Raw genomic sequence first — 20,312 nt, 5'->3', positions numbered from 1 at the left:
TGTGGCCTAGGGTCGCTTCGGCCGTCCCCCAGGCGAGGCCCCAGGCGAAACAGGATCGCAGCTGCGCCGTCGGAATCCGCTGTTCGTCCATGCCCTCATTTTACGCGGGTCGCGCCCGGCGTCAAGGCTTCGATGAGCACGGCTAGCGGCGGGCGGAAAGCTCCGCGATGGTCTGCTCCAGGAGGCGGTTGAATCCCGCTGAATCTTCGAGCTGGGGAAAGTGACCGCGGCCGGCCATGATTTGGATTTCGAACGAGGCCGCCAGCTTGCGGTTGCCCTCGACGTTCGTCGGAATCCGGTCCGAGTTGATGACCCGGATCGGCACCCGGACGTCTCGTAGCGCCCGGGCCGGGACGTAGGCGAACAGCGCTTCGAACACGGCCAGGGCCACTTGCGGCGGGGCGGACGACATGTCCCGGACGATGCTCTCGACCAGATCCGGGTTCGTTCCCCAGGGGAACATCGCCCGGACGAAGAAGCCGGCGGCCGCCTTGAAGTCGGCCCGGAACGGTGCCAGGTATTGGGCGATCTCGTCCGGGCTCATGACCGCGCCCAGATCCTGGAAGGTATCGACGCCGATGATGCCCAGGACGCGGTCCGGCAGGAGGCGGGCCGCCTCCAGGCAGACTTCGCCTCCCATGGAATGGCCGACGAGGACAACCCGGCGCAGCTTTTCCCTCTTGACCACGGCGGCGACGTCCGCTCCGAAGGCCGGGATGGACCATTCCGTACGATCAGCGCCCGATTCTCCGTGCCCGGCGAGGTCGACGGTCACGACGGCGTGCGTCGGCGCGAAGGCCGCGATCTGGTTCCGCCAATAGGTCCGGTCGCAGCTCCAGCCGTGGACGAAGACCAGGGCTGGCCGGCCCTTCCCCTCGATGTGATACGCGATCCGGACGCCGTCCGCGGTGGCGACGAAGCGGTCCGGCCCGCGCCGGGCGCAGGCCGCGGCGAACGCGATCAGAAGGACCGCGGCGGCGAGGGCGGCGGCGGCAAGGACCGCCGCCGCGCGGCGGGCGTAAGGCCGCGCCCCCGTCATGGGGTCACTTCAATAGGCCGCGGGCCTTGAGCAGAGGCTCGACCTTGGGCTCGCGTCCGCGGAAGGCCTTGTAGAGGTCCATCGGCTCCTCGGTGTTGCCCTTGGCCAGGATGTTGTCGCGGTAGCTCTTGGCCGTGGCCTGGTCGAACAGGCCCTTCTCCTTGAAGGCTTCGAAGGCGTCCTTGTCCAGGACCTCGGACCAGATGTAGCTGTAATAGCCGGCCGAATAGCCGTCGGCGAAGATGTGGGAGAAGTAGGGGCTGCGATAACGGACCACGATTTGGGGGATCATCCCGATCTTCTTCATCGAGGCGTTCTCGAAGGTCGTCGCGTCCTTCTCCTCGGGTGCCGCCAGCGTGTGCCAGTCCATGTCCAGCAGGCAGGCCGAGACATACTCGACCGTTATGAAGCCTTGGTTGAACTGCCCGGCCTTCTTGATCTTGTCGACCAGCTCCTGCGGGATGGGCTGGCCGGTCTTGTAGTGCTTGGCATAGGTCTTGATGACCTCGGAATCGCCGGCCCAGTTCTCCATGATCTGCGACGGCAGCTCGACGAAGTCGCGCGGCACGTTGGTCCCGGCCAGCGACTCGTAAGTCACGTTCGAGAGCAGGTCGTGCAGGGCGTGGCCGAACTCGTGGAAGAGGGTCTGGGCTTCCTCGAAGGTGATGAGCGAAGGCTTGTCGGCCGTCGGCTTGGTGAAGTTGCCGACGTTGTAGACGATGGGCGTCACCCGCTTACCGTCCATCGCCGACTGCTCGCGCAGGGCGTTGGACCAGGCGCCGCCCCGTTTGGAGGGGCGGGGGAAATAGTCGGAGTAGAGGATCCCGATGTGCCGGCCGTCGGCTTCCTTGACCTCGAAGACCTCGACGTCGGGATGATAGACCGGAATATCCTTGCGGGGCGTGAAGGTCAAGCCCCAAAGCTTGGTCGCCGTGTCGAAGGCGCCCTGGCGGACGGCCTTGAGCTCGAAGTAGGGCCGCAGGGCCTCGTCGTCAAGGTCGTACTTGGCCTTTTTCAGCTTATCGGCGTAATACCACCAGTCCCAGGGCTGGAGCGGGCCGGCGATGCCGTCCTTGGCCAGCAGGGCCTGCAGCTCCTTGGCCTCGGCCTTGGCCATGGCCAGGGCGGGCTTCCAGATCTGGTCGAGCAGGCCGTAGACGCCGGCCGGTGTCTTGGCCATGGCCTCTTCCAGCACGTAGTCGGCGTGGGTCTTGTAGCCGAGCAGGTTGGCCCGCCTGACGCGCAGGGCGGCGACCTTGCTCAGGACGATCTTGTTGTCGGCGTCGTTACCGTTGTCGCCGCGCTTGGTGAAGGCCCGGAAGAGCTTCTCGCGAAGGTCCCGCTTGGCCGAATACTGGAAAAACGGGATGCAGGAGGGCTTGTGCAGGGTGAAGGCCCACTTGCCTTCCAAGCCCTTGGCCTTGGCCGCGTCGGCCGCGGCGGCGGCCACGTCGGCCGGGAGGCCGGCCAGGTCCTCGGCCTTGTCGACGACCAGGGTGAAGCCGTTGTCCTCCTTGAGGACGTTCTGTCCGAACTTGACGCCGAGGACGGTCAGCTCCTCGTTCACCTTCCTGAGCTCCGCTTTCTTGGTTTCGTCCAGGGCGGCGCCGCTTCGGACGAAGTCCTTGTAGGTCTTCTCCAACAGCCGCGATTGCTCGGGCCTGAGACCGAGCCCGGCCCGGGCGTCATAGACGGATTTGATCCGGGCGAAGAGCTTGGCGTCCAGGACGATATCGTCGGCGTGCTTGGACAGCAGGGGGGCGATGTCCTGCTCGATCTTCTGGATCTCGTCGCTGGTGTGGTTGTTGGTGTAGAGCCCGAAGACGCTGTTGACCTTGGTCAGCAGGCGGCCGCTCCGCTCCAGCGCCTCGAGCGTGTTGGCGAAGGTCGGGGCTTCGGTCGACGCGGAGACGGCGGCGATCTCGGCCTTCTGGTCGGCCATGCCCTTCTCGAAGGCGGGCATATAGTGAACGGGCTTGAACTGATCGAACGGGGGCGTCCCGAAGGGCGCCGTCCATTCGGTGAAGAACGGGTTGACGGCGGGAGTGGTCACGGGGGCTTGGGTCTCCTTCGGCCCGCAGGCCAGGATCAGAACCGCCAGAGAGGCGGCGAGGACGAGGACTTTCTTCATGCGGGGTCTCCTTGCGCGGACGCGTTGCCCGAAAAGGGTATTTTAACAGGTTGCCCGGAAAGTCAGAAACCGGCTTGCCGGGCGACGGCCAGGAACTCGGCCAGGATCATGGCCGTGGCCCCCCAGATGGCGTGGCGGCCGAAAGCGTAGAAAGGGACTCGGACGGCCCCCCGCTCGAGATGCCAAGTCTCTTCACGCCCCGTCGCCGGATCGAGGAGATGGGTCAGCGGCACTTCCAGGAGCTCGGCCACTTCGGCTTCGGACGGGACGAAGGCCGGAGCGGCGGCCGCCAGGCCGACGACCGGATAGATGCAGAAATTGCTGGGCGGCACGTAGAGGGGCGTCAGGCGGCCGGCCACTGCCACGGCGGCCGGCGGGACGCCCACCTCCTCGTGGGCTTCGCGCAGGGCGGCCTGGAAGAAGTCTTCACCCGCTTCGAGCTGGCCGCCGGGGAAGGCGATCTGGTCTTTATGGTGGGGCGCGGTGTCCGGGCGGCGGATGAAGACGATATGGGCCTCCCCGCCCTTGGGATAGAGCAGGATCAGCACGCCCGCCTTCAGGCTGTCGCCTTCCGCTTCCTCCCAGGTCTTGTCGCCTGCCCGCGGCCGCGGTGCCATTTCGAGCTGGGCGGCCAGGCCGGGCCGCGGCCCGGCCAGGGCGGCGCGCAGATCGGTCAGGGAGGGCCATCGGGACGGGGTCATATCCATCTTCAAATCTTAAGGACTTTGGCCCCTCGGAGGCGGCGGGCCTTGAGATCCCGCAGGGCCTCGTTGGCCTTGGCGAAGGGATAGACTTCGATGTCCGGCCGCAGGCCGGCCTCGGCCGCCAGAGCCAAGAACTCGGCCATGTCCCGCCGGGTCACGTTGGCCACGCTCTGAAGCGACTTCTCCATCCAGAGATGGGTCGGATAATCGAGCGAGCGCCAGGCGTCTTTGTCCCCGTCTTCCTTCCGGATGGCGTTGACGATCAGCCGGCCCCCGGGGGCCAGGGCCCGCAGCGCAGCCAGGACCGGTTTCCAGGCCGGGGTCGTGTCGATGATCGCGTCGAGCGGCTCGGGGGGCGCATCCTCCGTGTCGCCGGTCCAGGCCGCGCCCAGCTCGCGGGCGAAGGCCCTCTCTTCGGCCGAGCGGGCGAAGACATGCACGCGCAGGCCCGGCCACCGGAAGCGCGCGGCTTTGAGGACGAGATGGCCCGAGGCTCCGAATCCCGTCAGGCCCAGCGTTTGCCCGTCGGCGAGCCCGGCCAGCCGAAGCGCCCGCCATCCCACGGCGCCGGCGCAGAGAAGCGGCGCCGCCTCGAGGTCGGGCAGAGCCGCCGGCACGGGCACGACGAACGCCGCGGGCGCGGTCATGAATTCGGCATAGCCGCCGTCCGCGTCGCGGCCCGTGGCCCGGAAGTCGGGGCAGAGGTTCTCCCGGCCGGACAGGCAGGCGGGGCAGCGGCCGCAGGCCGAATGAATCCAACCCACGCCGACCCGGTCGCCTTCTTTAAGCGAGGTGACACCGCGCCCCCGTCCGGCCACGCGTCCGACGACCTGGTGGCCGGGGATGACCGGGAGGCGGGGCGGAGGCGTGCGTCCCTCGATCTCGTCGAGCTCGGTGTGGCAGACGCCGCAGGCGGTTACGCGAAGAAGGGCTTCCCCCTCCCGAGGCTCCGGCGCCGGCCGGTCGGTCGCCGCGAGCGGATCGGAGCGGCCGTCCACCGGGCCGAGCCGGACGATGGCCATCGCTTTCATGGAACCTGCCATGGCCGCATTTTAACATAGGAATGGAAAAGGGATCCGCGACGGGAACGAGGGGAGGCAGCTGCGGCTCAGGATTCGGAGAGGAAGAGGCCCTTGAGCTTGGAGGCTGACCGGAAGAGATGCGCCCGGACGTTGCCTTCGCTGCAGTCCAGCTGATCGGCGATCTGCCGGATGTCGAGCTGGTCGACGTAGCGGAGGGAGAAGATCGCCCGCTGGCGGGGGGACAGGATGCCGACCGCATCCTGCACCCGTCGCCGGATGCCGCGGCCGATGGCGACCTGCTCGGGCGAGGGGTTCGAGGATGGGGGATCCTGCGGCATAGCGTCCAGGGACGTCGTCCGCCCCCAGCGGCGCTTGCGGACCCTGAGATGATCGATGGCGCAATGGACGCAAATCTGATTGATCCAGGCCGGGAGGCCCGAGCCCAGGTTGAGGTCGAAGCCGGAGATGGCGTCAAAGGCCTTGATGAAGGTTTCCTGGACGACGTCTTCGGCATCCTCGGGGGATCTCAGGTAGCGGAGGGCCAGGCGAAAGATGCGGTCGCGGTTTTGGAGGTAGATCTGCTCGAGGGCGTCGGAGCGCCCTTCCTTGGCCAGCTCGACCATCATCTGCTCGGTCATGCCTGCTCCCTGAACGATAGACAGAAAAGCAGGATTCATGCCAATCCGAAATAAGGGGAAAAACCGATCGGGACGAGCCGCTTTGTAACGATTCCGTCCGGATTGATAAGTTTTTTTACGGCCTAAATAAGGCTCTTCTCCCGACTGCGGGGGATGGTCAGGCGGCACGGTATTTGGCGAACGGCGAAACCGCGCGGGTTTAGCTTTTTTTGCGAACCTCTTTGAAGGAACCCAACCCTCGCGGGGACGATCGAGGCGATGTCCGTCCGAGGACTGCGAAGCGCGGCGCCTGCCGAGACAGTTTTGATTCCGAAGGCGCATAACACCTTTAATCGTATTGATATCACCACCCCAGCCCCTCCTTCGAAGGAGGGCGCAGGTTAGCGCCTTCGGCTGCATGTGCCGAGGCGAGTAGCGCAAAAAAGGCGTGAAAAACCCACGCCGCCGGGCCGAATACCGTGACGCAGGCCCCGCAGTCGGGAGAAGCTCCTTATATCAGGCTCTTGACCTGCTTGAAGGTCTCCAGGATCCGGTCAACCTGAGCGTCGGTATGGGTGGCCATGTAGCTTGTCCGCAGTAGCGCGTAGCCCGGGGGAACGGATGGCGGCAGGGCCACGTTGGTGTAGATGCCGGCCTCGTAGAGGGTCTTCCAGGCCATCAGGGTCTTCATCTCGTCGCCGATGACGATGGGGATGATCGGGGTCTGGCTGGGGCCGATGTCGTAACCCATCCCCTTGAGCTCGCGGCGCACGCGCGCGCCGATCTTGTTGACCCGCTCGATGCGTTCGGGCTCCCGCTCCATGATGTCCAGGCAGGCCAGAACGGTGGCCACGTTGGCGGGGGGAAGGCTGGCGCTGAACATGAACGGCCGGGCGAAGTGCTGAATCCAGTGGACGGCTTCCTTGGTCCCGGCGATGACGCCGCCGAGGGAGGCGAGGGATTTGCTGAACGTGCCCATGACCAGGTCGGGCCATTCGGGGTGGCCGAAGTGGTGGGCTGTGCCGCGGCCGCCGCCCAGGACGCCGATGGCGTGGGCGTCGTCGACCATCAGCCGGGCGCCGTATTTCCGGCAGAGCGGGGCGATCTTGTCCAGCGGAGCGATGTCGCCGGCCATGCTGAAGACACCGTCGACGATGACCAACCGGCCGACGTTGTCGGGGCTGGCTTTGAGGATGGCTTCCAGGTCGGCCGGGTCGCTGTGCTTGAACAGCCGCAGGTGGACCTTCTTAAGGACCTTGGCCATCCGGATGCCGTCGACGATGGAGGCGTGGACCTCCTTGTCGGCGATGATGATGTCGTCCGTGTCCATGATGGCTGCGATCGAGCCCAGGTTGGTCTGGAACCCGGTGCTGAAGACGAGGGAGGCCTCCTGGCCGATGAGCTTGGCCAGCCGGCGTTCGAGCTCGATGTGCATCTGCAGGGTGCCGTTGAGGAAGCGGGAGCCCGTGCAGGAAGTGCCGTATTTCTCGATGGCCTTGATGGCGGCCTCTTTGACATAGGGATGGTTGGTCAGCCCCAGGTAGTTGTTGGAGCCGATCATCAGGAAGCGCTTGCCTTCGATAAAGACTTCCGTGCCCTCGGCGTGCTCGATGGGGATGAAATAGGGGTAGATTCCCATCTCGATGGCCGTCATGGGGTTGGTCGGATAGCCATATTTCTGAGCCACTTCGGCGGAAGTGTAGAATCCGCGGCATTTTTCGAAGAGATCCATGATTGCCTCCTGGCTGGAATCCAGGCAACTATAAACTTTCCCGGTCTCCCCGTCAAGGAAGCGGGTCTAAAGATATATCTGATCATTTCGATATGTCGGGAAAACTAAGCACAAATGACTATTTTTTCCCTTTGTGATAGCCTAAATTGTCCTTTCCTTTGGGCAGGCTTAGGGTTTTTCAGAATCGAGAGGTGATCCATGAAGCTGCGATACCATCAGATCGACGCCTTCAGCGACCGGCTCTTCGGCGGCAATCCGGCCGGAGTCTGCCCCCTCGAAGCCTGGCTGCCGGCCGAAATCATGCAAAAGATTGCCATGGAGAACAACCAGGCCGAAACCGCCTTCTATGTGCCCGGACCCGGCCGCCACGCCATCCGCTGGTTCACCCCTGCGGTCGAGGTGGACCTTTGCGGCCACGCCACCCTGGCTGCCGCTTATGTCATTTTCCACGTCGACGGGTTCGCCGGCCCGCGGATCGAATTCGATTCCCGGAGCGGCTTGTTGACCGTCCGACGCGACGGCGAACGGCTGACGCTCGACTTCCCGGCCGACGAAATCGTCCCGGTCGAGCCTCCGGAGCTGTTGGTCGAGGGCTTGGGCGCCCCTCCCGCCGAAGCCTATAAAGGCAAGACCGATTATATGCTCGTCTACGACACGGCCGAGGCTGTGGCAGACATGCGGCCGGACTTCGGCCTGGTCGCCAAGGTCCCCGCGCGCGGCGTCATCGTCACCTCGCCCGGCCGCGATACGGATTTCGTTTCCCGCTTTTTCGGTCCCCAGGTCGGGATCGATGAAGACCCGGTGACCGGCTCGGCCCACACGACCCTGACGCCCTACTGGGCCAAGCGGCTTCGGAAGGCCGAGCTCACGGCGGCCCAGCTTTCCAAACGGGGCGGGCGGCTGTGGTGCAAGCTGGTCGGGGACCGGGTCGAAATCTCGGGCCAAGCCCGGGCTTACCTTCGCGGCGAAATCGAGATCCTTTAAATCTCGATTATTCTTTCATCTCCGGGCGATCAGGCGGTACGGTGTTCGGCCAACGGCGAAACCGCGAGGGAAAAGCTTTTTATTCCGAAGGCGCACAACACTTTTATTCTCATTGATATCACCTCCCCTACCCCGCCTTCGAAGGCGGGGATAGGATAGCGCCTTCGGCTGCATGTGCCGAGGGATGTTTGAGCACGAGACGATCATGGGGAACGAGACAAAGTGGGCGATTATGCAGATTGGAGAGATCGAATATGCGGAGTTCCGCCCTCGCGGGGATTGTCGAAGCGACGTCCCTACGAGGACTGCGAAGCGCTGCAGGCGCCGAGAAGAGAAGCGCAAAAAAGGCGTTAAAAACCCGCGCCGCCGGGCCGAATACCGTGCCGCAAGCCCGGAGATGAGAGCCTGCTTTATAGCGCTTTAATAATGATCGTCTCGCCTGCTTTGGTCTTTCTGACAATGATCGCATCGGCAGTTTTGGATGCTTTTCCGTTGATGAGATAAGGCCCGGCAAACGGAGACTCCAAGCGGAGCATCCCGCCCTTTTCGGACCGGATCGTCACTTCCGTCACGGCGCCGCCCACGCGCTTCGCCGAGACGAGGAAAGCCCCGTCCGCCCGTAGGCCGCGGAATTCCACTTCGCTCCACGACGCCGGCACGGCGGGGAAGACGCGGATGGTGCCGGTGTGGCTTTGCAGGAGCATCTCCTGGACGCCGGCGGCGAAGGCGAAGTTGCCCTCCAGCGTGAACGGCCGATAGAGGAATTTTGATTTTCCGGACTTGCTCTGATCGCCGTTGGCGTGGAAGCCGTTCGGGAGGCAGAAAGACGAGGCGAAATCGCGGAGGGCCTTGGCCGCCCCTTCTCCGTCGCGGGCTCGGGCCTTGAGGTTCCCCAGCCAGGCGTAGGAATAGCCGCACCAGTAGTCGGGCCCCACCCGATCGAGCGTGGCCAGGGTTTTATTGATCACCGCCGCCTCGGCCTCGCCGTGCGCAACATCGATCAGGCCCAGCGGGTGGAAGGCCATGAGGTGGGAGAAATGCCGATGCGATTCGGCGTAGGGCAGGCCGGGCGCGAACATCAGTCCCGACTCTGTATCGATGGCGAAGTCGGGCCACTCGGCTGCGATCGCGGTCCAACGCGCCGCCTCGTCTTCGAGGCCGAGCTCAGCGGCGAGCTCGGCCGCAGCGCCGAAGGCCCAGCGGATGAGGGCCAGGTCGTAATTGGTCGTCTCGGCGAACCAGGCTTTGGCCGAGTTGTCGAAGATCTCGGGGCTGGAGCTGGCGGGCAGCCGCCGCCGGCCGTCTTCGCCGCTGGCCGAGAGCTGCTCCAGATGGACCGCCACGTCTCGGATCCAAGGATAGGCCCGCTCGGATAGAAAGACTCTATCCCGGCTGAAGCGCCAGTGGAGATAGAAGTGCTGGGCCAGCCAAGCCGAGACCGTGGGGGAGAAGGAATATTGGATCCAGCCGCCCATCGGCTGGCCGAGCAGGGTCGAAACGCCGGGGACGTTCAGGCCGTCCGTTCCGAAGTAGGACTTGGTGTAGCGCTTGAATTCTCCCCGCTTCTCCCATAGCCAATCCAAGAATCCCAACCCCTCCTCGAGGTGGTCGGCGGCATAGCACGGCCAATAGCTGAGCTGGGTGTTGAGATCGTGATGGAAGTCGCCCTTCCAAGGCGGGAGCTTGCCGTTGTCGGCCGTCCAGACCGCTTGCAGCGAGATGGGCGGCGCCCCCCGGCGGGCCGCGGCACCGAACTTGGCCTGCTCCAGATACCATTGCCGTTCCAGGACGGCGTCGGGCAGACGGATGGCCGAGTGAGCCCAATACTCCTTCCACCAAGCGGCGTGCGGAAGTCGGCTGGCTTCGAACCCGGCCCGGGCCTCAGCGATGGCCTGATCGGGTGCGGCCGTCTCGCCGCGCTCGTCGGAGAAGCGCGAGGTCACGCTCCAGGCGCCTTCGACGACCCCGGGAGCCGTTTCGCGCCAGACTGCGGCGACGAGGTAATAGAAGCCGCCCCAGCCGTCCTGACGGTAGACGATCGTGTTCGGCCCCGTCCGCACGTCGCCCTGCCGGTACCCGAGCCGGCGCAGGTCCTGCCCGGTGACCGAGTCCGCTTCACCGCCGACTGCGAGCGTCTGATAGGCCGGCATCCGCAGAATCGGCTGGAAGCCGGACGCGACGCCGCTCCAGCGGAACCAGCCCGCTGGAGAGGCGGCGTGGACGAACGTCTCCAGCATCCGGCCGTCTTCCCAGCGGACCGTCGCCAGGCCGTCGGCGAGGGACAACCGGGCTTCCTTGACCGGACCCCAACCGCCGATATCGAACTCGAGAGCGGCCGCGGGAATCTTAGAAGGGGCGGGCTCGGCATCGTAGGGAACGTCGAATTTCTTCTGGACTGGACCGTAGTCGTTTCTCTTCCACTGCTCGACCACCCAGCGGAACTTCCACTCGGGCGCGTCGAGGTTCTTCATCGGCCGCAGATCCCAGAGGTCGGCCCGGTCGAGGGACAGGCGGAGGAAAGAGCCGTTCTTCCAGACCAATTCGCCGAGCATACCGTTGCCGAGCGGCAGGCCTTCGTCCCAGGACAAGGGGAGCGAGGAGAAAACAAGGTCGTGACGCGGCGCCGGGCCGAGCCCGTCGGGTGCGGCTTGCGACGTTCCGGCCGAACGGCCGAGCGGCGGGAACGCGGTCAGAAGCAGAGCGGCGGCTATAGACAGTCCGGCGGGAGCCCGCATCCGGCACCTCCTTGGCGAGTTTTCCTTATACGCCAAGGAGGCGCCGGAGACAATGGCAGCTTACTTCTTCCGTTCGAAGGCCAGCGAGCCGACGTCGCCCGCCTCATGACCCCAGCCTCCGGTCATCTTGTCGCCCTCGACCTTGAGGGTAGCCGAGATCATGGCCCCGTCGGCCAGGGGGAACTTGAAGGTCAGTTTGTCGCCCTCGAGCTTGATGTCCGAGAGCGGCGTGTCCTTGGCCAGCAGGCCCACGGAATCGGACGTGATGCCGGTGTAGCCCTTCTCGGTCTTAGTCAGGACCATCGTCAGCTCGTCGATGCCCGAATTGGGGACTTCGGCCTTGCCCAGCCAAGTGCCTTCGATGCCGGCGGCCGGAGCGCCCCAGAGGATGGCGCCGACCAGCAGAATCATGGCGGCCAGAATGGCGATGATGTGTCGCATGCGATTGTCTCCTTTGACCCGTTATCGTTCGATCAGGAGCTCGTCTTTCACAAGCCCCAGCGGTAGGAAAATTTGAACATGAAGATGTTGTCGCCGGGCGCGGTCAGCAGGGCGGCCATGTCGCGGCGCAGGTTGAGCGATCCGGGATCGGCGTAGTCGGCCCGATTCTGGGTCCAGACGAGGTAAAGCAGCGAGCCCGGCCGGTATTCCCAGCGAAAGACGATCGTGCCGCGCAGGGATTTCATGTTGAAGTCGGGATCGCCGAAGGCAAACGCCGCAGCCGGGCCGTTGCCGTCGGGGTCGACGGTGTAGGCGCCGTCCGCATAGGCCAGGGACGAGGCGCCCTCGCCGTAGGCGTTAAATTCATAGGCGCGCGGCCGGGCCAATTCCTTGAAGCGGTCGAAATGGCCCACCCCGATGAACGGCTGCACATAGGCCTGGAGCGACAGCTTCGGAGTGAAGGTCCAGTTCAGACGGATTTCGGCCGAAACGATCTTCTGGTCCAACCGACCGAAGACATAGCGTTTGCCGTAGGTCTCCGTCATCAGCGGATCGGTGAAGCGGCCGACCCACTGGGACTGGGACGAATCGACCATGTACTGGGGGCCGATGGAGAGGTTGACGTTCGAGCGCGGCTTCCAGTTGAGAGACACTTGGGCCATCCAGCTGCGCGAATCCCGGGGGCTGTCGGCGTACATGCCCACGCCCTCCAGGACGAAGGGCCGGCGGCTGTCGGTTTCCAGCTGGAGCGTCGCGTTCCAGCCCCAGGGCGAGACCGCCATCGGGCCGCCGCGGGTCAACCGGTTATTCAGCGATTCGGCCGCGACGACGGCCTCCAGGTTGTAGCTCCAGAAGTTTCGGAAGACGCCCTGGGCGATGCCGACCAGGGCTTCGGTCGTCTTGTTGCCGCCGAAGTCATAGTTCTGCAGGCCCCCCAGGGCGACGAGCGCCTGCTGGAAGATCTTGCCCGGCTTGGTCCACATATAGGCGGGCAGAAACGAGAGATTGACGACATCGGAGCCGGAGCGTTGGTATCCGATGTCGTTGGGATCGAACCCGGGCGAAAGGGCGCCGACGCCGAGGACCCAGAGGAAGTTCCCGCCCTGCTTGGCGAACTGGATACGCCCACCCCAGCCGGAGAGCGACGTCGCCGCGGGATCAAGCGTGAGATAGTCCGCGTCCGGCCGCTGGAAATAGTGCATGGAGGAGGTCTGGGCGCGGTAGATGTCTTCCGGGCTGCCCTCGATCCGGGTGCCGCCGAACCAGCCGCCGACGACGTAGTTGCGCTTGGCGTCCAGGAAGGTCCAGCCGTCCATGGCCAGGCTGAAGGCGTTGCGGTTCAGGATGCCGTCCAAAGTCGGAGCGGAGTTGTCCCGCATGACCCCGGTGGCCATGAATCCGATGCCCTGCTGGCCCTGGTTGATGTCCTTCTGGGCCCGCAGGACGCCGTAATAGGAGAACGGCTCGACCTCTTCCTTGGTCCGCAGACCGAAGGAATCGACCGAGGCGTATTCCCGGGCGGTCAGGGCGTTGATGACTCCGATGTTCCAGCCGCCCAGCTTGCCGGTCAGCTTGCCCGCGCCCAGAATGTTGGTGCTTCCGGGGATGTCGGCGTAGCCGTCACCGGTCACGTAGCCCTGCGGCGAACGGCCGACGCGGCGGCTGTAGAAGAATTGCGGCTGGGGCCAGTTCATCCCGGCGTTGAGGTAGACGCCGCCGCGGCCGAAGCCGTCGAAGATCGAGGCGCCTTCGATGAAGAAAGGCCGCTTTTCCTCGTAGAAGGTCTCATAGGCCGAGAGGTTGACGACGGCCGGATCGACCTCGACCTGGCCGAAGTCGGGGTTGACGGTGGCGTCCAGGGTCAGGTTTCCGCCGATTCCGACCTTGGCGTCAAAGCCGGCGTTGCCGATCGCCTTCCGCCCCGTTTCAAAGGGGTTGCCGGGCTCCTCGGGCCGGAACTGGGCCAGCCCGGTGACATAGGGCGTGACCTCGACCCGGGCGCCGGGCCGGAAGCCGCGCAGCCCCTCGAGCCGGGCGAACTTGGAGACGAAGGCCTGCTCGTTCTTGGGCGTCCAGGCGAAGGAGGCCGTCTCGTTCTTGCGCTTGATGATGCGGCGGAAGTTGACGCCCCAGACGTACTCGTCCTGTTTGGGGAAGCGGATTTGGTTGAAGGGGATCTTGATCTCGACGATCCAGCCGTCGCCGTTGACGGAGGTCTTCCCCTCCCAGACGCCGTCCCAGGATTCGTCCTCGTTGACGTCGTTGGACAGGGCCAAGTCGGTGATCGAGCCGGCCGGGTTGATGCCGAACATGTAACCCGAACGCTTGTCGTAGTAGGAGTCGACCGCGAACATGAACCAGTCGGAGTCGACCTGGGCGTCGCGGCGGCCGAGCCGGCCTATGATTTTGGCGGGCTCGGAGTCGTGGCAATAGGCCGCCACATAAAGGGCTTTGTCGTCATACGCGATCCAGACGTCCGTCCTCTCGGTCGAAGGCTGGCCGTCGGCGGGGTCGCTCTGGGTGAAGCCCTCGGCGGCGGGGCGCTTCCATACGGCCTCGCTCAAGATGCCGTCCAGGACGATGGGGGCTTCCGTGCGGACGGCCTGGACGATCTTCTGCCCGGGCTCGGGCTTGGGCAGGACGACCTTTTTGCCCGCGGCGCCGGACGCCAGGACGGGCGCAATCAGGATTATGGCCAGAAGGGCCGCTTTCTTCATCGCACTGCTCCTCAAATTCGTTCCTCGGGCCGCTGCCGGATTCGTCCGCCGTTATGATCTACGAGATCCGGGACGGGTTTGTTCCCGATCCGCGTGGCCGGCGAAAGCGCCCGGCCGAACCGTTTCGCGTTTCGTAAGAGAGTACGGTTCGGCGACCCATAAGGTTGCTTATCCCAACGGTCCTTCAGCAAGCGGCGTGCCATCCGGAGGTTCAATGGGCATGCCCCTTGGGGAGGACGCTTGGCGGGGCTGCGCGAGGAAAGAATCTTGACACGCGGCGGCTCGGACATTGACAAAATCGAGGCCTGGCCGGTATCTTGAGCCTATGGCTGTCTATACGTTCGCGGCGCTGAAAGCCCGATTTTTAAATCGGGGTAATAAGCGCCGCTCAGTACTAACCCTGCTAATACCCCGTGCTTCTGCCCGGGGTATCGAGCGGGTTTGTTGCCCCGGTTGCGGTCGTCAATACGACGTGACTCTCTTCTCGTTCGGCGCCTCGATCCGATGCGACTGCGGCCGGGATGTGGCGCCCTTCCCGGAGCCCGGCGAGGCCGACGTGGTCGAGATGCCCGTCGATGGGACCCTTGATCTGCATTCGTTCGCGCCCGCCGATGTCAAAGAGCTGGTCCCCGAGTACCTGGAAGCTTGCCGCGACAAGGGCATATTGCGCGTGCGCGTGGTGCACGGCAAAGGGGACGGCTCCCTGCTCAAGACAGTCCACGCGATCCTTGAGCGGACGCCGGGGGTAGAATCCTTTGAATTGGCCGAATCCTGCGAAGGCGGCTGGGGCGCCACAATCGTACATTTGAAGCCCTGACGGGAAGCCTCTATATCATCCCCCCGATTTCGGGGAGAGCGGTTCGACGTACCGGATATTTTTTCTTTCACGCTTGACATCGACCTATTTGTTGAGTATATCGTATATCGATATAGCGAATAACGGTATAACGACATGCGATGTAATTTTCGGAAAGCTTCTGAGGCTCACAAATGACTGAATTTAATGAAAAAGCGAAGTCTTTAATCCCTTTGACCGAAAGCACGTTTATGATCATTTTGGCCCTTCTCCAGCCCCGTCATGGCTATGAGATTATGCAGGTAGCTTCCCGTTTGAGCGGCGGCCGGGTCAAGATCGGGCCGGGGACGCTCTATGGCGCGCTAAACGTCCTGGTCAAGCAGGGCTTGATCGAGCGGCGCGGGGAGATGGAGTTGGAGGGGGAACGGCGCAAGATCTATGGCTTGACGCCGCTCGGGGGAAGGACCGTGCGGCTCGAATGCGCCCGGCTCGAGAACCTGGCTGCGGCGGCCCGGGCCGCCTTGGAGGGATTCGCGGAAAAGTCCGAGGAGAACCAAATTGCCCGATAAAAACACCAAGACCGTTATAAGGACGTTCAACGCCTGGAACGACAGCAAGGAAGAGGCCTGGCTGCAAGCTCAAGCCCGGCGCGGCTGGCATCTCGAGGCGATTAAAGGTCTCGGCTACCACTTCCGTCGCGGCAAGCCCGAGGATGTCACATACCGGCTCGATTTCCAGTCCGGCGGCGGCAAGTTCGACAAAACCGAGTATTTGGGATTGTTCCGGGACGCCGGTTGGGAATACGTCTGCCGTTTCGGCGCCTGGTATTTTTTCCGAACGCCCACTGGGAAGGGGACGCCGCCCGAAATCCACACCGATGTCGCCTCGCGGGCCGCCAAGTATCGGCGGCTCCTTCTCCTCATGCTCATCGGCCTCATCTGCTCGATCCCAGTCGCCAGCTCGTTTTTTGGCCCCTTGAGATGGCACAACGACAGCGGGATTTGGATCGTTTTTCGAGGACTCCAGGTCGGCGCAATCGCCTTCTTTGCCTATGGCGTTATCCGGTTGATCATGCTCGTCTCAAAGCTGAAGAAATCCGCCCGCGGGACGGAGAAGATCTAGCTCTGCGCCGCGCGGTTTTAAAAGCCGCCGAAATGGCTTAAGATGGAATTCTTCCGGGAGGATCTATCATGCGCAAAACCGTCTGCCTTGCTATTCTAGCCCTACTCGTCGTGGCCGCTCTTCCCGCCGCCGCCCAGACCGCTTCTTCGCCCAAGCCGCCCACCACACGGGAGATGAACCTGCTCTGTTGGCAGGAGTTCGGCGAGCTGGTGCCCGCCCGTATCACTACGGTGCTGCTTCCGATGGGCTCGCTCGAGCCCCATGGCGTCATCCCCAGCGGCACCGACAACCTGGCTCCCGAGGCCATAGCCCGGGCCGTGGCCGAGCGGGTCGAGGCGCTCATCGCGCCGACTCTCAACTACGGGATGACGGCGGCGATGAAGGCTTTTCCCGGAGCGGTCTCGATCCCCGAGGAGGCCTACGCCCCGTTCGCCGAGGCGGTCCTGCGCAATCTAGCCGACCAAAAGTTCCGCAACATCATCGTCCTCAACGGCCATGGCGGCAACACCGCCGCCCTCAACGCCGCCGCCGTCCGGGTGGCCAACGCGGCCAAAGTGCGCATCCTGGTCGTCAATTGGTGGACGCTGGCCGACGACATCACCAAGTCGGTCTTCAAGCAGAACGGCGGCCACGCCGGCAACAACGAGACGGCTTATATCCAGGCCATCGTGCCCCAGTTCATCCATCCTGAGCGCTACAAGCCCGAGATGGCCTCGCCCAACGCTCCCGCGGGCGCCTATATGGCCGTGCCGGTGACGTCGTCCATCGGTCTTTACGAGCCGGGCCAGGGCTATCCGACGTTCGATCCCGCCCAGGCCAAAGAGTATTTCAAGCGGGTCAACGATCGCGTGGCCGAGCTCGTCCTCGACACCATCAAGAAATGGGATATGGCGGGAATCTATAAATAAGCTCGGTATTTATCAGCCGACTTTCGTCCGGGTGATCTTGGCCACCAGGTTGGATGTCGGGTCCGGACAGCGGACGAATTCGGTGGTGACCCCGTTCGGGTCGATAACTTTTTGATAGGGCGTGTTTTCGTACATCCAACCCAGGGTCACTCCCATCTCCAGCATCCGCACGAATTCGTTCAGACTGGCTCGAAGCCAGGGACATAGCTTGCCCCAGTCCGCAGGGTAGGCGAACTTGTCGCCTTTCTTGTGGCACCAGGTGTCCGTCCGGGCTTCGAAGATCTCGATGTCGATCTTGTAGCGCGGCCTCCGGACCGCGGGCGCCGCGGGCGGCGTCTGGCCTTGGGACTGGGGCTGGGCTTGGGTTTGAGCTTGGGATTGGGCGGCTTCCAGAATTCCGCCGCCGGCCGCGAGGCCGAGCAGGCTGCAGCCCGATTTGCCGAGAAACTCGCGTCGTTCCATGCATCCTCCTTGCCGTGAATCCTCGAATAGGTTCGCCTTAATAGTACGATCATTCGGCCCCGGCTGTTAAGCAGGGAATGGAAAACTGCGCCTGTCCCGACCGGGGTGCTTTTATGATCCGAAGCCGGGAATGGGAAGGCGGCTCGTGAGCTGAACAAATCCGGGCGGCCCGATCGTTATTAGAACAGGGCTTTATCTTGCGCGTCGGGGGATGCCGATGTATATTTTTGCTGGGGAATCAAGCATGGCGAATCATCTTCGGCGACGCTGGCTTCCGGCCGTCGGCTTGATGGCGGCGGCGCTCCTCACGACTTCTGGCAACGGCCGGACGAAAAACCCTGGCCAGGAGGGAATCCGCCGCTTGACGACGGCCACCGGCACCCCTTGGCTGATCCGGACCTCCACGCCGAAGGGGAGTCCTTCCCCCGGCGGTCTCGGGGGCGCGCTCGGCTGGGGCGAAAGCGCGTCGGTTCGAGAGGGAGGAAGCGATCTTTGCGGTTTGGCCATTCGGTCGGATGCCGGATGCGTGGAGCCGATCTCCGTTTACAGGCCCGAGGGGGCCGGCCCCGAGTTCCGGGGATCCCGGAACAGGCTTGTCTTCCCTTCCATGCGGGCCGGCGATATTGAAGTTTCCAGGGAAGTCGATGTCCTCGAGGGTTCCGATCTCTGCCGCTGGTTCGACTCCTTCACTAATCTGGCGGCTGAGCCCCGCACTTTCGAGGTCGCTCTGTATCATGGCTGGGGATCCGGCGATCGGCCGCTGGCGGCTGTTTCGAATGCGGATGGAAGCGTCGGGCCAGGCTCGGATGACGGATTTGTTCTAGTCCGGACCGGTCAATGGGCGAGCGGGAAGGGCGCGTCCGGCGTTCTCGGTCACGTCGTGCAGGGGGCGGACAGCCGGGCGCCGCTCCTGCGGGCTGATTTCGGAGCCGGCGGCCCGATCTACGAGCCGGGCCTGGGCCCTGTTGCGGCGATCTGGGTCTATCGCATGACTCTGGCGCCAGGCCGGCGCGGTATTCTGCTCAATGCGCTCGCGGCCGATCCGAATGCCGATATCGTGAGGGCCGAGCTGCGGCGGCATCTGGACGCCCGCCTGCTGATCCTAAACGGGCTGACGCGGGAAGAGCGGCAGTCCGTGATGAACTTCAATTCGGCCTTGGCGACGACGGCCTGGCCGCAAGTGGAGATTCTTACGCCCCATTACGGCCTCGTGGCTTCGACTTTTCCCGTCCACATTCACGCCGCCGATGTCGACAAGATTGTTCGCATGGAGCTGACGGCTTGCGCCGAAGGCGGAGGAGGGTACGACGATGTCGTCTGCAGACCCCCGTCCGTTTTCCTCGATCAAGGCCCGTCGCTGGACTATAACCTGACGATGAATCACTGCGATTTCGAGGCCGAGCGGGGCGAGCTCTATCTTTCCGCCGTCGTCCGGAATTCGGCGGGGCAGACTGCGATGGGTCAAGTCGAGTTTTCGATTTCGAACCCCGGGGGCCTCAGCCCGATCCTCGTGTCTCCGTCCAATGGGGCCGGAGTGAGCGGCAGGGTCAACGTCCATGTGGATGCCAATGCCCCTAACCCGGCCGTCCTCACAATCCTCGTCGACGGCGTGGAAAGGCACCGCGAGACGCGGGGGTACTTCGCCGATCCCCCGGGAGTCTACTGGGAGTGGGACACGACGCGGGATACGGACGGACCGCACCGGCTGGAAGCTGTTCTCAGCGATTATCAGGGGAATTCGGAACGTACCTGCCGCATAACGGTGAGCGTCTTCAACGGGATTCCGCCGACTGTGACCATCGAGAGGCCGGCTGACGGGGCCGTTGTCCACGGAACGGTCGGAATTTCCGTGCGGGCTGCCGACGATGTCCGCGTCGTCAGCCTGGGCCTGTTCCTCGACGGGGCCTCGATGGCCGAGGTGCAGGGGAGCTCGAGCTCTTTATCCGCGGAAGCCCTCTGGGAGACGATGGAAGCCGCTAATGGAACGCACGAGATCAAGGCTGTGGCGCGCGACAACGACGGGCTCGAGGCGAGCCGGGTCATCCATGTCGAGGTCAAAAACATCGTCCTAACGCTTGATGTCTCGTTGGGTGTGGACCGTGCTTGGCTGATCAAGAAGAATTATGGCATCGTTAAGCTGAGCATCGAGAACCCGGCGGGCCTCGATGTGTCCCGCTATGTCCTTTATCGATCCGCGGACGGCGCCGCATATCAGTCGATTCAGGAAGTCCCCGCGGCGAATATATCCGGGAATGCCCATACCTTCAACGATCTGACCATTCAGAAAGGGCATGCGTATTCCTACCGCGTCGAGGCGTTCGACGCGGCCGGAGCGAAGATCGGACGTTCGGCCGAAGTCACTCTTTAAAGGATTCGCCGGCTTCGGCGGAGCATCCCCTCGCCCGAACGTCGGCCGCGCTCAGAAAACGGTTTTGCCGACCAGGACGAGCCCTGCGCCCAGCATGAGGGCGTAGATCCAGCTCGCGTGGCGGCGGGCCGGGATGAGCGCTCCGAGCATCCACCCGGCCGTCGTGCCGAGGGCGATGAGGGGCAGGGCGTAGAGATAGGTTTTCAGGACGGGGCCCGTCATCAGGCCCGCGATCCCCTGGCCGATCAGGATGGCCGTCCCGGTCGGCAGGAAATATCCCTGCAGGGTGGCCCGGAACGACTTCGGCGCCCAGCCCCGCAGGGCTCCGTAGAAGATCACCGGCGGCCCGTTGGTGTTGTAGGCCGCCCCGAGGACACCGGCGACGAGCCCGAAGAGAGGGGCCGTTCGATCGGTCCGCAGGCGCAGAAGGCCGGGCCGGATCAGGTTGTAGAGGGCGAACAGGACGATGACGGCGGCCAGGATCAAGTTGACAAGGCGGCCGTTCGCGTGCTTTAAAACGAGCAGACCGAACGG

At 64.1% G+C, this 20,312-nt stretch carries 17 protein-coding genes; 6 read left to right on the top strand and 11 right to left on the bottom strand.

Translation table 11 applies throughout. The features are described 5' to 3' along the window. Window positions 1–142: 142 nt before the first annotated feature. From NTZ26_01875 to NTZ26_01850, 6 genes are all read right to left on the bottom strand, one after another. Window positions 143–1,039: an alpha/beta hydrolase gene (locus tag NTZ26_01875; protein MCX6559240.1), complete on the bottom strand. Its 897-nt coding sequence runs from the start codon at window positions 1,037–1,039 to the stop codon at window positions 143–145. Window positions 1,040–1,043: 4 nt separating this feature from the next. Further along, window positions 1,044–3,170 (bottom strand): M3 family metallopeptidase, encoded by a 2,127-nt coding sequence (locus NTZ26_01870; GenBank protein MCX6559239.1) that lies wholly within the window; start codon window positions 3,168–3,170, stop codon window positions 1,044–1,046. Window positions 3,171–3,232: 62 nt separating this feature from the next. Beyond that, window positions 3,233–3,871 carry a CoA pyrophosphatase gene (locus NTZ26_01865; GenBank protein MCX6559238.1) on the bottom strand — a complete coding sequence of 213 codons (639 nt, stop codon included), beginning with the start codon at window positions 3,869–3,871 and terminating at the stop codon, window positions 3,233–3,235. Between the two features lie 8 nt (window positions 3,872–3,879). After that, on the bottom strand, window positions 3,880–4,905 hold the full coding sequence (locus NTZ26_01860; protein ID MCX6559237.1) for a zinc-dependent alcohol dehydrogenase family protein: 1,026 nt from the start codon (window positions 4,903–4,905) through the stop codon (window positions 3,880–3,882). Window positions 4,906–4,982: 77 nt separating this feature from the next. Further along, window positions 4,983–5,534, bottom strand: a complete 552-nt coding sequence (locus NTZ26_01855) for an RNA polymerase sigma factor (GenBank protein ID MCX6559236.1) — start codon at window positions 5,532–5,534, stop codon at window positions 4,983–4,985. A gap of 490 nt (window positions 5,535–6,024) precedes the next feature. After that, the gene (locus NTZ26_01850) at window positions 6,025–7,245 is read right to left on the bottom strand and encodes a pyridoxal phosphate-dependent aminotransferase family protein (protein ID MCX6559235.1); all 1,221 of its coding nucleotides are present in this window, start codon (window positions 7,243–7,245) and stop codon (window positions 6,025–6,027) included. Between the two features lie 198 nt (window positions 7,246–7,443). Between NTZ26_01850 and NTZ26_01845 the strand changes: the two genes are divergently transcribed. Next, on the top strand, window positions 7,444–8,229 hold the full coding sequence (locus NTZ26_01845) for a PhzF family phenazine biosynthesis protein (protein ID MCX6559234.1): 786 nt from the start codon (window positions 7,444–7,446) through the stop codon (window positions 8,227–8,229). 410 nt (window positions 8,230–8,639) lie between these two features. On the opposite strand, the gene NTZ26_01840 is transcribed toward NTZ26_01845, so the two are convergent. Genes NTZ26_01840 through NTZ26_01830 form a run of 3 tightly spaced genes read right to left on the bottom strand, consistent with a single transcriptional unit; the run spans window position 8,640 to window position 14,122 of the window. Continuing rightward, window positions 8,640–10,964, bottom strand: coding sequence for a hypothetical protein (locus tag NTZ26_01840; GenBank protein MCX6559233.1), 2,325 nt, complete (start codon window positions 10,962–10,964; stop codon window positions 8,640–8,642). A 60-nt stretch (window positions 10,965–11,024) separates the two neighbouring features. After that, on the bottom strand, window positions 11,025–11,405 hold the full coding sequence (locus tag NTZ26_01835; protein ID MCX6559232.1) for a hypothetical protein: 381 nt from the start codon (window positions 11,403–11,405) through the stop codon (window positions 11,025–11,027). A gap of 47 nt (window positions 11,406–11,452) precedes the next feature. Next, on the bottom strand, window positions 11,453–14,122 hold the full coding sequence (locus NTZ26_01830; GenBank protein MCX6559231.1) for a DUF5916 domain-containing protein: 2,670 nt from the start codon (window positions 14,120–14,122) through the stop codon (window positions 11,453–11,455). A 565-nt stretch (window positions 14,123–14,687) separates the two neighbouring features. Here NTZ26_01830 and NTZ26_01825 point away from each other — a divergent pair. From NTZ26_01825 to NTZ26_01810, 4 genes are all read left to right on the top strand, one after another. Then, window positions 14,688–14,939 (top strand): Smr/MutS family protein, encoded by a 252-nt coding sequence (locus NTZ26_01825; GenBank protein ID MCX6559230.1) that lies wholly within the window; start codon window positions 14,688–14,690, stop codon window positions 14,937–14,939. 230 nt (window positions 14,940–15,169) lie between these two features. Beyond that, window positions 15,170–15,487 (top strand): PadR family transcriptional regulator, encoded by a 318-nt coding sequence (locus NTZ26_01820; protein MCX6559229.1) that lies wholly within the window; start codon window positions 15,170–15,172, stop codon window positions 15,485–15,487. Beyond that, a complete protein-coding gene (locus tag NTZ26_01815) occupies window positions 15,477–16,040 on the top strand; it encodes a DUF2812 domain-containing protein (protein MCX6559228.1) in 564 nt (187 codons plus the stop codon). The genes NTZ26_01820 and NTZ26_01815 overlap by 11 nt, the downstream gene beginning before the upstream one ends. A 68-nt stretch (window positions 16,041–16,108) precedes the next feature. Beyond that, the gene (locus NTZ26_01810; GenBank protein ID MCX6559227.1) at window positions 16,109–16,948 is read left to right on the top strand and encodes a creatininase family protein; all 840 of its coding nucleotides are present in this window, start codon (window positions 16,109–16,111) and stop codon (window positions 16,946–16,948) included. Window positions 16,949–16,960: 12 nt separating this feature from the next. Here NTZ26_01810 and NTZ26_01805 read toward each other — a convergent pair whose 3' ends face one another. Continuing rightward, window positions 16,961–17,410 carry a hypothetical protein gene (locus NTZ26_01805; GenBank protein ID MCX6559226.1) on the bottom strand — a complete coding sequence of 150 codons (450 nt, stop codon included), beginning with the start codon at window positions 17,408–17,410 and terminating at the stop codon, window positions 16,961–16,963. 526 nt (window positions 17,411–17,936) lie between these two features. Between NTZ26_01805 and NTZ26_01800 the strand changes: the two genes are divergently transcribed. Next, the gene (locus NTZ26_01800) at window positions 17,937–19,778 is read left to right on the top strand and encodes an Ig-like domain-containing protein (protein ID MCX6559225.1); all 1,842 of its coding nucleotides are present in this window, start codon (window positions 17,937–17,939) and stop codon (window positions 19,776–19,778) included. A 51-nt stretch (window positions 19,779–19,829) separates the two neighbouring features. Here NTZ26_01800 and NTZ26_01795 read toward each other — a convergent pair. Continuing rightward, a partial coding sequence (locus NTZ26_01795; GenBank protein MCX6559224.1) for a sulfite exporter TauE/SafE family protein occupies window positions 19,830–20,312 on the bottom strand: 483 nt, incomplete at its 5' end.

The sequence above is a fragment of the Candidatus Aminicenantes bacterium genome, assembly GCA_026393855.1.
Taxonomy (GTDB): Bacteria; Acidobacteriota; Aminicenantia; order Aminicenantales; family UBA4085; genus UBA4085.
The sequence above is the reverse complement of the archived record's forward strand: the minus strand, read 5'-3'. Positions and strand labels throughout refer to the sequence as shown.

Excerpts from the sequence above, each read along its gene's own strand:
- NTZ26_01875 (MCX6559240.1), bottom strand. The coding sequence starts at position 1,039 with ATGACGGGGGCGCGGCCTTACGCCCGCCGCGCGGCGGCGGTCCTTGCC.
- NTZ26_01870 (MCX6559239.1), bottom strand. The coding sequence starts at position 3,170 with ATGAAGAAAGTCCTCGTCCTCGCCGCCTCTCTGGCGGTTCTGATCCTG.
- NTZ26_01865 (MCX6559238.1), bottom strand. The coding sequence starts at position 3,871 with ATGACCCCGTCCCGATGGCCCTCCCTGACCGATCTGCGCGCCGCCCTG.
- NTZ26_01860 (MCX6559237.1), bottom strand. The coding sequence starts at position 4,905 with ATGAAAGCGATGGCCATCGTCCGGCTCGGCCCGGTGGACGGCCGCTCC.
- NTZ26_01855 (MCX6559236.1), bottom strand. The coding sequence starts at position 5,534 with ATGACCGAGCAGATGATGGTCGAGCTGGCCAAGGAAGGGCGCTCCGAC.
- NTZ26_01850 (MCX6559235.1), bottom strand. The coding sequence starts at position 7,245 with ATGGATCTCTTCGAAAAATGCCGCGGATTCTACACTTCCGCCGAAGTG.
- NTZ26_01845 (MCX6559234.1), top strand. The coding sequence starts at position 7,444 with ATGAAGCTGCGATACCATCAGATCGACGCCTTCAGCGACCGGCTCTTC.
- NTZ26_01840 (MCX6559233.1), bottom strand. The coding sequence starts at position 10,964 with ATGCGGGCTCCCGCCGGACTGTCTATAGCCGCCGCTCTGCTTCTGACC.
- NTZ26_01835 (MCX6559232.1), bottom strand. The coding sequence starts at position 11,405 with ATGCGACACATCATCGCCATTCTGGCCGCCATGATTCTGCTGGTCGGC.
- NTZ26_01830 (MCX6559231.1), bottom strand. The coding sequence starts at position 14,122 with ATGAAGAAAGCGGCCCTTCTGGCCATAATCCTGATTGCGCCCGTCCTG.
- NTZ26_01825 (MCX6559230.1), top strand. The coding sequence starts at position 14,688 with ATGCCCGTCGATGGGACCCTTGATCTGCATTCGTTCGCGCCCGCCGAT.
- NTZ26_01820 (MCX6559229.1), top strand. The coding sequence starts at position 15,170 with ATGATCATTTTGGCCCTTCTCCAGCCCCGTCATGGCTATGAGATTATG.
- NTZ26_01810 (MCX6559227.1), top strand. The coding sequence starts at position 16,109 with ATGCGCAAAACCGTCTGCCTTGCTATTCTAGCCCTACTCGTCGTGGCC.
- NTZ26_01805 (MCX6559226.1), bottom strand. The coding sequence starts at position 17,410 with ATGGAACGACGCGAGTTTCTCGGCAAATCGGGCTGCAGCCTGCTCGGC.